The sequence below is a fragment of the Aromatoleum tolulyticum genome (genome assembly GCF_900156155.1).
Lineage (GTDB): Bacteria > Pseudomonadota > Gammaproteobacteria > Burkholderiales > Rhodocyclaceae > Aromatoleum > Aromatoleum tolulyticum.
The window spans coordinates 185,890-196,958 of sequence record NZ_FTMD01000008.1 but is presented as its reverse complement, the minus strand read 5'-3'; the positions used below and the strand labels follow the sequence as shown (position 1 = coordinate 196,958).

The 11,069-nt window shown below is 63.9% G+C and carries 8 protein-coding genes; 7 read left to right on the top strand and 1 reads right to left on the bottom strand.

Features of this window, described 5'->3' with window-relative positions; translation table 11 throughout:
- The first annotated feature begins 72 nt into the window (after positions 1-72).
- The 7 genes from BW991_RS13760 (at position 73) to BW991_RS13730 (ending at position 10,095) form a co-directional block, all read left to right on the top strand.
- Positions 73-1,740, top strand: a complete 1,668-nt coding sequence (locus BW991_RS13760) for a hypothetical protein (protein ID WP_076602676.1) — start codon at positions 73-75, stop codon at positions 1,738-1,740.
- Positions 1,737-2,450: a hypothetical protein gene (locus tag BW991_RS13755; RefSeq protein WP_076602675.1), complete on the top strand. Its 714-nt coding sequence runs from the start codon at positions 1,737-1,739 to the stop codon at positions 2,448-2,450. Before BW991_RS13760 ends, BW991_RS13755 begins: the two co-directional genes overlap by 4 nt.
- A 36-nt stretch (positions 2,451-2,486) precedes the next feature.
- On the top strand, positions 2,487-2,825 hold the full coding sequence (locus BW991_RS13750; protein WP_076602674.1) for a hypothetical protein: 339 nt from the start codon (positions 2,487-2,489) through the stop codon (positions 2,823-2,825).
- Entirely contained in the window at positions 2,822-3,961 is a 1,140-nt protein-coding gene (locus BW991_RS13745; RefSeq protein ID WP_076602673.1) for an Imm71 family immunity protein, read from the top strand. Before BW991_RS13750 ends, BW991_RS13745 begins: the two co-directional genes overlap by 4 nt.
- 34 nt (positions 3,962-3,995) lie before the next feature.
- On the top strand, positions 3,996-5,537 hold the full coding sequence (locus tag BW991_RS23525; protein ID WP_139335938.1) for a hypothetical protein: 1,542 nt from the start codon (positions 3,996-3,998) through the stop codon (positions 5,535-5,537).
- Between the two features lie 87 nt (positions 5,538-5,624).
- Positions 5,625-6,767, top strand: coding sequence for an Imm71 family immunity protein (locus tag BW991_RS13735; RefSeq protein WP_170879104.1), 1,143 nt, complete (start codon positions 5,625-5,627; stop codon positions 6,765-6,767).
- Positions 6,768-6,771: 4 nt separating this feature from the next.
- A complete protein-coding gene (locus BW991_RS13730; protein WP_076602671.1) occupies positions 6,772-10,095 on the top strand; it encodes a hypothetical protein in 3,324 nt (1,107 codons plus the stop codon).
- A gap of 44 nt (positions 10,096-10,139) precedes the next feature.
- Here the strand turns inward: BW991_RS13730 and BW991_RS13725 are convergent, their stop codons facing one another.
- A complete protein-coding gene (locus tag BW991_RS13725) occupies positions 10,140-11,069 on the bottom strand; it encodes a transglutaminase family protein (RefSeq protein WP_076602670.1) in 930 nt (309 codons plus the stop codon).

Sequence of the window (11,069 nt, the reverse complement as noted above, 5' to 3'; positions counted from 1 at the left end):
TTGCGGGGTGCCGCATGAGCTCTCCATCCTGGCGACGGATGCTGAACAACAGATCAATGCGAATAACTAGTCATGGATGAAATCCTCGATCGCACCTGGAACGGCATGGGCGAAGCCTGGGAGTGGCTTCGCGGCGTCATCCTCGGTGAATGGGAAGATAACAAGTCCACCAGCCAGATAGTCAGCGATGCGCTGGCCGGCATGATGCCCGGCATCGGCAGCGTCATCACCTTACGCGATCTGATTGCCGTCATCGTGCGTCTGGCCAAGCATCCCGAGAAGCGCGAAAACGTCGACGAGTGGATTCTGCTCATCGCCATGCTGTTCCCGCTGATCATGACCGTCCTCGGTGCAGTCGTAGTAGGCGTCGGCGCCTTGGTCGGTGCGGAGCTGGGTGGCTTCCTGCGAGCCGTGGCCCTGATGCTGGTGAAGAAAGGCGGCGTCGGGCTGAAGGCCATCCTCGAGTTTCTCCAAGGGCACGGCTACGGCAACGCGGCCGCGGCCCTCGGCGAAATCAAGTTCAGCCGGTACCGGCAGGCAGTCGTCGATGGCTTGAACGCACAGATCGACAAGCTCACCAACCTTGTGCACGAATTCCAGACCCGCCTGAAAGCGCTTTCTCCCGACTCCCTTCCCCGCTGGCTTCCTGGGCGCGCGCGGATGATGCAAGCCATCGCTTATGCCCCAACCCTCATCAAGCAACTCGAACAAGTTCGAGCCACCGGGCGCAGGATGATCCCGCTGGCGCTCATCGAGATGGACAATCGCCTCGCGGCGCTTCTGGCCGGCAACCTGCGTGCCGCCACACAAGCCACCCACATGATCATCAGCGGCCAATCGGCACCAAAGGTCAAACGTGCAGTCCCGGATGAGCACCACCCCGGACGCGGTCGCACTGCAACGCCCGAACCAGGCAATACTCGTCGTCTGCCGGAACGTAGGATCGTCGAATTCCGCGTTCCGAAGCATCGCCAAGAATTCAAGTACGTCAACAACAAAGGAATTCCGGTTGGTGCGAAGCCGTTTCACGAGGGGAAGACCGTTCTTGAAAACCCCCAGCTAAAGGCCAAGGATTGGCGAAAACACCGTGGAGCTACCGAAGAGGGTTACCCGGATCTGACAGCACCGGATTACAAGGGACGGCCAACCACTCACTACGACACCTTCTCGGGCTTACGCAAAGCCGACCTTCAACCCGGCGACACAATGGTTCGGGTCGTCGCTCACGACGCAGAACCGTATTCCGACTCTGGCGCGTTCTGGACCCGTGAGCTTCCCGAAGATGGGCGACAACTGCGCGCAAACACTGCCGTTAAGGAAGCTTGGAACAAGGATGGAAGTTACGTTGAGCTAACCGTCCCGCCGACAGGCCATCCGGTATGGAAGGAGTTAGGGCAACACCCCGACAATCCTTCGCTCAAGGGCTGGGAGGGGCCAGCCGCCTCCCAGCGATACGAATTCACTGATCCGAACACAGGCAAGACCGTTCCCGACCACTTTTATCTGGCCGGAGGTTCCGAACAACTGTACTTCGATCCGAAGCAGATGGAAGTCCTCAAGAAACGCGGCTTCATCAGCGAACGCAAACCGACCAATTTCAAAGATTATGATCCCTCTGTAGTGAATGCAGATGGCAGCCGTGGCAACATCATTCATGTCGACAGCCTGCTGTTCGAGAACATCCCTCTCGATCAGGCCGTTCTTCCTCCCCAAGGCTCAAGACAACTTGCATACCAATGACACCGGAAACCGAAAAACAGCTGCGCAAGGCATGGCTCAAACAGAAATTCGGATCGTGGGATTACCATGAGGAGCTGCTGCGACTTCATGACGAGTACCTCACGAGTCTGAAACGCCATTGGTCAGATCCCGAGCTGCAGAAGCGCCACCCAGGAGACTACCAGGGCATGATCAGCCCCGTATTCTTCAACTTGGACCGCATCTCCAAACCCGGAACCATTCCACGGAACTCATGGAAGGCGGGAAAGGAAACCGGTTGGGCCAACACCATTTCCTACAATTTCAATCGCGGCATGGACTACGCCGGGGTAAACGAATATCAAGAATTGTCTGGAGCGGAACGACAAAGGCTGAACGAGCTAGTTGGGCAAATGCTGCGCATTCAAGAGAATATTCGTATTACCGTAGAAGATGGATGGGATGATGACGACATATTGGACACCGACTTGACTGGCCCCATCGACTGGCCTTCGAACTGGATGAATGAACTGCCGGCGGAGGTCGTTGCTGCCGCACTCGGGCCGGTTTCGAAGTCGCGCCCCAACGTCGGCGCAGGAGAGCCCTGCCCCGCGGCCGGTTGGTGGTTCACGCCTGCCAAGGCCGACAGCCGACGCTATTTCCGGCAGGGCGAGGTGATGCCCGCGCTCGGCGGCGATTACGGCGACACCTACTGGCAGTGGTCGCCGGACCAATCCGCGCCGCGGCTCTGACCGCACGGTCGGCAGCCCCTCCGGAGTGACCGTGCATTGGCCTTCAGCGTCTATCCGCCACCGCTCGGATTGAAACGCGCAGAACGGGTGCATTGCGGTTTCCGTCCGGAAGGATTCGCTGCCGGGGCCGGACAGGATCGTCCCGATGGGGCAGTTGGCGATGCAGTCATCGCCAGCGGCAAGCCGCAGATCGTCAAATCCGGCGGCATGGAGTTCGAGCTGCGCGCGACCGGCTGGACCGATGCCAATGGCGTGTGGGGCTATCTCCGCATGCCCGGCCCCGCCGTCATCCAGACCGCCCGCCTCGGCGCCCGCGAGCTTGCCGCCAAGGACGAACGCGATCCGATCCCCGACACGCCGACCCATCAAGAATGAGCGAATTCACCTACAACTGCGACACCCTCCCCTGCGACGAAGAGCGCCGTCGCATCTTCTACATGCTGAAGAAGAACTCCTCCTACACCGCCTGGGCGCGGGTCGGGAACTACTACGACCGCTGGATGGAGACCTACAGGAAGGCATACGAGGAAGCACGCAGCGCCAATCGGTCAGAGCTCTTTTTCTACAGCTACCCTGTCGATTTCCGCAACTACTGCGGCTTTGCCGAATGTCTCAAACGACTGAGGCGCGGCGACAAACGCCCCTTCAAGTTTCTCGGACAACATGGCTACTTCTATCAGGCAAGAATCCCGATGAATCACTGGGACCACATCCTGGTTCTCGAGCAAACCGGCGATGTCATTGTCAAGGAGATGATTTCCCCGTTGTGGTCGGCATTCGACGCCGACCTTGAAAACCTCGCCCGATCCTGGGGAGAGATCGCACGCTATATCCTCGAAGACCGCTACATCGACACCGCTGCACCACTGGGACTGATGGGCTTCCGCGGCCCGGATTTCCTGCGCGACAGGACCACGCTCCCCGACAGTCCCCTGCCGCCCGTGCCGCGGGCCGAACCGGCGCAGCTGATCAAGAGCGGCGACCTGGTGCCGTGTTCGGGCATCTGGGAGCCGGTCAGGGCCGATTTCTCCGAGGGCTTCCTCGGCCTGTTCCGCAAACCGATGATCCCGCCGGGCGCGCGCCTTCCGCTCGACGGCACGATGAATTACCTGCATGGCGGATCACCCGCGCCCAACATCTCCTTCGAAGGCGACTCGCCTCGCGACGACGGCCGCCCCACCGTGTGGCAGCTGCTCTGGCGCGACGACCGCTATGAGGACGGCACCATCCCGGATGAGGAGGCCGGATATACCTTCCGCTGCCCCGAACATCCCGCACCGCCGTGGGAGGAATTCTGGCCTAGCGAGACGGACGGCGCACACTCGCCTTCCGCCGATGCCCGCCTCAACGTCCCCGCCGGCCAAGCCTGCCCCAAGGCCGGATGGTGGTTCTCGCCCGCCCAGGCGAACAGCCGACGCTACTTCCAGGACGGGGAGCTCATGCCCGCGCTCGGCGGCGATTACGGCGACACTTACTGGCAGTGGTCTGCGGAACAGGCGCCGCCTGCATGACCGCCCTCCCCCATCACGGCACGATGATCCATCCATGACTGACAGCACTCCTCACTTCGACTCCTATTCGCCTTCGGGCCGGATCAGCTGGCGATTGCCCGCGTACACGCTGCTAGGCGCAGCACCGGCGGTCGCCGCCGCGGCGTGGCTGTACGCCAAAGCGCTCATGCTGGGGCTTTCCGTCATGACGGCCCCGATTGCCACTCTCATCTTTGCAGTGATCTGCTCGTTCGCGATCATGCTGGCGCTGGAGGGCGGACATTCACGTTCGGTGGGGGTCAACACGGCCCTTGCGCCGGTGCTGAGCCTGTTTGCCCTGTGGGTGCGCTGGGTGGTGACGTTTAATGAGCTCGGCTCGGCCGAGGCATTGAAGTTCGCCTCGTCCGGCGTGACGGGGTGGGCTGCCATGCTGTGGCATCGAGCCGTCGAGGCGGCCATGCGCAATCCGGCGACCTTCGCACCGACGATGCAATGCATCATCTGGTTGCTGGAATTGGCGATAGTCGGCCTTATCTGCACGTTCGTTGCGCGCAGCACGGCCCGTGATCCATACAGCGAATCCGCCGGCCGCTGGGCCACTCCGGTGACGGGGCGAGAGTTGTACTGGAACGGCCGACACAGCAGCGAACTGGCCCGCGAGCTCGCCACGCAGGGGCCCCAACTGCTTGCTTCGATGGAGGTCGCGACCAGCCTCGAAACGATGATGACGGCCTCGGAATGGTGGACCGTATCGGTCCAGGGACGTGCAGTGCGCGCCGACCCGGCGGCCCGGTGGCTCACCGTGTCGATCCTGACACACCGTAGAACTCCGAATGGGGAGATCAAGACAAGAACCACGGACGTCGTGACGGCGTGGCACGTCACCGCCGAGGACTATGTCCTGGTGATGCAGCACGTGGCGCCCGGCGAACGGCATGGCGAGTCCTGGACGAGTGCCGGCCGGCCGACCCCGCGCGAACTGGAATCAGCCGTCGCCGCCCTGAACACGAACGCCTATTCCGAAGCGATCGCGCTGGCGGCTTCGCACTGCCAGCACCCTGAACCGCTGGTCAAGACCGACGCCTTGCGCGTCTGCGCGCTCGCCCATTCCGGGCTTGCGCAGTGGGAGCAGGCTTTTGCCCATTTCCATGCACTCTTCGAATATGAACCCTCGGCCTTCAATGCCCTGCAGGTGGCGACCACCTCGGTGATGACCGGGGAGTTGGCACGCGGGCAGGCATGGTTCGAGAAGGCCGACGCGCTCAATCAGGAATCGCGCGAAATGTCGGCGGCACGGCTGCGCACGGGGTTCATCTCGGCGCTGGAAAAACGCGGTGAATTCGCGGCAATCCTGCCTCATCTGAACTGGCTGGCCGACGCGTACCGATCCGTAAACTTGACCGACTCGACGCTTCTCTGGACATGGGGCTTGCCTTTCTTCCCCGAGTTTCTGGCGCGCTCGCTGCCGGTCCTGCGCCGGTGCATGTCCGAATCCGAGGTGCGCGACTGGTACTTGAAGATGTACGAAGCACTCGACGCGAACGGCAAGAGCGCGCTCGACGAGCATCTTCAGGAAATGTGCGGCACATCGGCCTGAGCTTATCGGGCGCAACGGGGCCAGCCACGGCATGGTGACTATGTCGCAGATCCGGGCAATGCCACTCCTCGCGCGTCCCCATCAATGATGAGCGAATTCACCTACCACCGCGACACCCTCCCCTGCGACGAAGAGCGCCGCCGCATCTTCTACATGCTGAAGAAGAACTCCTCCTACACCGCCTGGGCGCAGGTCGGGACCTACTACGACCGCTGGATGGAGACCTACAGGAAGGCATACGAGGAAGCACGCAGCGCCAATCGGTCGGAGCTCCTTTTCTACAACTACCCCGCCGATTTCCGCAGCTGCTGCGGCTTTGCCGAATGCCTCAAACGACTGCGGCGCGGCGATAAGCGTCCCTTCAAGTTTCTCGGGCAGCACGGCTATTTCTGTCAGGCAAGCATCCCTATAAGTCACTGGGGACAGATTCTGGCTTTCGAAAAGACCGGCGATGTCATCGTCGACGAGATGGCGTCCCCGCTGTGGACAGACTTCCAGATCGACCGTGCCCATGTCGCCCGATCCTGGGCAGAAATCGCACGCTATATCCTCGAAGACCGCTACATCGACACCGCTGCACCGCTGGGACTGATGGGCTTCCGCGGCCCGGATTTCCTGCGCGACAGGACCACGTTCCCTGACGGTCCCCTGCCGCCCGTACCGCTGGCCGAACCGGCGCGGCTGATCAAGCGCGGCGACCTGGTGCCGTGTTCGGGCATCTGGGAGCCGGTCAGGGTCGATTTCTCCGAGGGCTTCCTCGGCCTGTTCCGCAAACCGATGATCCCGCCGGGCGCGCGCCTTCCGCTCGACGGCACAATGAATTACCTGCATGGCGGATCGCCCGCGCCCAACATCTCCTTCGAAGGCGACACACCTCGCGACGACGGCCGCCCCACCGTGTGGCAGCTGCTCTGGCGCGACGACCGCTATGAGGACGGCACCATCCCGGATGAGGAGGCCGGATATACCTTCCGCTGCCCCGAACATCCCGCACCGCCGTGGCAGGAATTCCGGCCCGGCGGGGCAGACGGCGCACACTCGCCTTCCGCCGATGCTCGCCTCAACGTGCCCGCTGGCCAGCCCTGCCCTAAGGCCGGATGGTGGTTCTCACCCGCCCTGGCGAACAGCCGACGGTATTTCCAGGAAGGGGTGCTAATGCCCGCGCTCGGCGGCGATTACGGCGACACCTACTGGCAGTGGTCACCGGACCAATCCGCGCCGCGGCTCTGACCACATGACTCCCCTGATCCCACAGGAAATCTACCTGATCGAACGCTACACCAGCGCGGAATACTTCAAGAAGCTGCGCGACGCCTTCGCCGAGACGGTGCAGGCCGCCGAGGACGCCCTGGCGGAGATCATGCGCACCCTGCCGCGCGAATACCGTCGCCGCCCGCGCTGGCAACAGCCGGACATCACCTGGGGGGGCGTCGTGCTGCCGAATTTCCGCGACACGCTCCAGATGGTGGAGGGCGCCTATCTCGCCTTGTTGCGCGGCGACCTTTCTGCCATCGAGATGGCCGGCAATGTCAACACCGCGTTCGCCGGCCAAGGGAGGGATTATCCTTGTGACTGGATGCCCTCCGCATTCTTGACACGCTTCATGAACGGCTATGTGAAGAGCAGCACGTATGCCGGCAACATCGCCTTTACCGCATTCATCGGTTGGATCAAGGGTAGCTTGTCCACCCGCTACAACGCAGACAGCCGCGGCCCGCTGAATGCCCCTCCGTCCTGGCCGATCTACCGGCTCAATCCTGCAGTTCGCGTCGCCACCGACGAAACGGTCAAGGTCACCGGCGTCTATCTGCCCGACGCCGACGACAGTTGCGCCCAGTTCTTCTACGCCGGCCCGCCTGCAACGTCCGCCTCGGTCGGCTACGACCCCAACACAGGCCAGAATATCGACGAGGTCGACACCGTGTGGACGCTCGTCGAGCGTGTGGCGGACGGCGGCGGGGGCGTGCCCGGTGATGATGCGTCAAGCGACGCGGGCGTCCATCTACGCATATCGCGTAGCATATCGGCATTATCACGCACATACCTCCCATCCCCGCCGGCGCATCAGAACCAAACGCAAGGTCGTTATGCACTTCCCCGCCACAGCGGCGAGAACGATGACGCCGCCGGATGGCAGACCCAACCGATGCTCCCTGCAATCCTGGTCCTGCTTTCGCTGCCTGCCACATTTTTCGCCATCGCCTGGGCGGCCCTGCAGCCGCCGGTCGTTGCCGGCGTGTTCTACCTCGCCAGCCTGACCGTATGGCTTATCCATTGCGCATGGCGGCACTACGTCACGAAGACCCCTACGCTGCCCATTCCCGGTGTGCTGGCGGCGCTGGCCCCCTTTTCCCTGAGCGTGAGCCTGGGCCGCCGCCTGTTTCCGCTGGCTGACGGCATTCTGCAAAACGCTATCTCAGTGCTCGTTTGCCTGCTTGCCATCAGCTTGCCGGGAGCGCTCCATTCGCGTCTTGAGCGCCTGCGCTTCCTGCGCGACACAGAAACGCCGTCGCCGCCCCCCTTAATCGCCCCGCCAGCGCCTGAGATCGAGTGGTGCAATCTGCCCAATGGCCTACGTTTTCGCACCACCGAGGGTGGCGAAATCTGCATGGGCGGCCCCGTCACCTCCTACCACCTCTTCTCCAACGGCATCGTGCTGGGTACCGGCGCCCTGACCCTCTCAGCCGATGGCCGCTACGCGGCCTGCGATGATCTGCGCCACGGCAAGCCCGTCATGCTTGCCGACCTGGAAAACGGCATTGTCCGTAACTGCGAAGAGGATAGCGAGGTTCAAGCGATCCGCGCTGCCGGACCGCAGCTTTCCGAAGTGAAGCATCTCCTGAGGCGGCCGGGTAGCGTCCAATATGTTCGCGTCCACGGTCTTTGGGTGGGGCCGGACTGGGAGATTCCGCCGGTCAGGTTCATCGTCCCGGACCTGCAGGGTCGAACGCGGCTTTACATGGAGCGCAGGCTGGACGAGGCGGCACTGCAGGCGGCCGACGACCCTCTGGCCCACCTCCTGAAAGGGGATTACACGCTCAGTCTCGACGGCGAACCGCTGCCCGTACGTGCGTTGTCGCCGAAGGGCATCGTGTGGAGCGAGGACGGCGACATGCTGCTGGTACCGGCTCTTCCCACCCAGCCCGGCACTGCCGGCAGCCATTGGCTGTGGCGGCGAGAGGGACCGTCCGGCTGGGTCGATCCCCTGAGGTGGAACGTGAATGACAGTCTGCCTTCCGGCGACATGCGCGGAGTGAGCGCCATCGACGCTGAGGGCTACTGGGCTGAGCTGAACATGAACCGCCCAAGCGATACCGGCTATCCGCAGCGCACGCTCCACTTGCGTTTTCCGTCCTGCTTCTATGGCGGCGCCCCCCGCGAGTGGGTCACCGGGGCCGACGAGCGGGGGCGCCTTGTGATCCGGGAACTCGCAGAGGCGGAGGCGAGGGTGCGCGTCCGCCTGTCATGGGGCGGGCGCGGCGACGACGCGACGCTCGAGTCCCGCCCCACGCCCGGCACCACCCCGACGACGGCCGTCGCGCACTTCACCCCGCAGCCCTGGACCGGCGGCGGCCTGCGCCCCTATCGGGTGGAGGCTGGCGCTGCCGCCGCCAAGGACGTCGCCCTGTTCCACCTTTGGTCCGACTGCGGCCGCTATGTGGCACTGCAGCCTCATTGCAGCCGCGCCGAGGCAGCGGACCGCTTCTTCGTCCTCGACACCGTCACCGGACGGCGCATGGAAACCGGTTTCCGCGGTTGCGGCCTGCAACTCCTGGGCTGGGCCTGCGGCGAGTTGCAGGTGGGCATCGTCGTAGGGAAGGTACCCGATATCCATTTCAGCTTCGACCCCTTCGCAGCGGTCGATCCGCCGCCCCGCCCCGAGGCGGACGGCAGCCTGCTGGGGGAATGGCTACTCACGGAAGGCCTGCGCTTCCGCATCGATGACGGCGGCGAGCAGCTCATTGGCCCCCTGTCCAAGCAGGTGGTCCTGACGCGCCCTCCCTACCCCAACGCCGCATTCGATTTCCACTACCACGCACCGTCCGGAGGCAGATCGGTCTTCGTGTTCGGCGCCCGCAACGAGTATCAGGACGACTACGACCGCGCGCAATGCTGCCGCTACCAGGCCCGGGCCATCACTTCCGACGGCATCTGTCTGGAGGAGCTGGGGGTCGGCATGATCTGGTCGGAAGACGGTCGCTATCTCGTGGTCACCAACCGCGTCCCGCGAGGCCATCCCGACTACCGCGATACCGCGTGGAAGGCGCGGCTCGTCGATTGCGACCGACGCCTGATCTACTCCGAAATCTCCTTGGGCTGCATGCCGATTTTCGAGACCTGGTCCGGCGACAGCATCGATTATCGGCAGGTGGGCGACGACTGGTGGCGGGAGGACGTGAAAACGCTCCCGGCACGCCTGCCCCTGGCCGACCTGCTGAACGGCGGACCGGAAGCACTGCGCTACCACGAAGGCTTCTGGCTGCTTGCTGGCAATACTTGGCAGCCTCATTGGCGCGAGGCTTTCGCGCTGGCCTACGGCGACACTTCCCGGCGCTGACGCCTCACCCTTCGCAACGGGACCTGCTGGCGGTGGTCGCCGGATCAGGCGGCGCCGCGGTTCTGATCGGAAGTGAATTTGACCCCGTCGCCCTCGGGCATGACCGTGACGCCGACCTTCAGTGTGTGCTCGCCGCCGCCCTGGATGACGCCACGGAGAGGGGACACGTCGCCGAAATCGCGGCCCCAGGCAATGACGATGTGGCGTTCGTCTGCGAGGCAGTCGTTGGTGGGGTCGAATTCGATCCAGCCGGCTTCGGGGACGAACATGGCGACCCAGGCGTGCGATGCATCGCTGCCCGTCATCCGTGCCTGCCCCGGCAAAGGGTCGGTGCGCAGGTAACCGGAGACGTAGCGTGCGGCAAGCCCGCGTGAGCGCAGGCAGCCGATCATGAGGTGGGCAAAGTCCTGGCAGACGCCGTGTTTGTTTTCCAGCACCTCGACGACGGAGGTGCCGACCTCGGTGGCTTCGGGATCGTAGCGGAACTCGGCGTGGATGCGGCGCATGAGATCGCGGGCGGCATCGATCACCGGGCGGCCGGCCCCGAACGAGGGGGCTGCGTAGTCTTCGAGTTCGCGCTTGACGCGCACGCCGGGCGATTCGAAGCGCATGCGCTGGGCGTCGGCAATGGCATCGCCGAGCGGGGCGGCATGGTAGTCGAGGGCGTCGCGCACCTGCTCCCACGCTGGGCCGTCGCTCGCCATGGCGAGCCAGGGGCGTTCGCCGACGGCGACGATCAGTTCGCTCTCGACGCGCAGGTGGTCGTGCGAAGCGGCGAACTCGACGCGGTCGACCGGGTTGCCGAACGGATCTGCACTGCGCGCGTGCGTCGTCGGTTCGGGTTCGATGCGCAAGGACTGCAGTTCGAGCGCCTGCCAGGGCAGCGGCTGCGGGACGAGGTGCAGCAGGTGACGGGCCGTCTGCACCGGCTGCGCGTACTGGTATTCGGTGGTGTGCTGGACGTGGTAGCGCAT

Excerpts from the sequence above, each read along its gene's own strand:
- BW991_RS13735 (WP_170879104.1), top strand. The coding sequence starts at position 5,625 with ATGAGCGAATTCACCTACCACCGCGACACCCTCCCCTGCGACGAAGAG.
- BW991_RS13745 (WP_076602673.1), top strand. The coding sequence starts at position 2,822 with ATGAGCGAATTCACCTACAACTGCGACACCCTCCCCTGCGACGAAGAG.
- BW991_RS23525 (WP_139335938.1), top strand. The coding sequence starts at position 3,996 with ATGACTGACAGCACTCCTCACTTCGACTCCTATTCGCCTTCGGGCCGG.
- BW991_RS13725 (WP_076602670.1), bottom strand. The coding sequence starts at position 11,069 with ATGCGCTACCACGTCCAGCACACCACCGAATACCAGTACGCGCAGCCG.
- BW991_RS13755 (WP_076602675.1), top strand. The coding sequence starts at position 1,737 with ATGACACCGGAAACCGAAAAACAGCTGCGCAAGGCATGGCTCAAACAG.
- BW991_RS13730 (WP_076602671.1), top strand. The coding sequence starts at position 6,772 with ATGACTCCCCTGATCCCACAGGAAATCTACCTGATCGAACGCTACACC.
- BW991_RS13760 (WP_076602676.1), top strand. The coding sequence starts at position 73 with ATGGATGAAATCCTCGATCGCACCTGGAACGGCATGGGCGAAGCCTGG.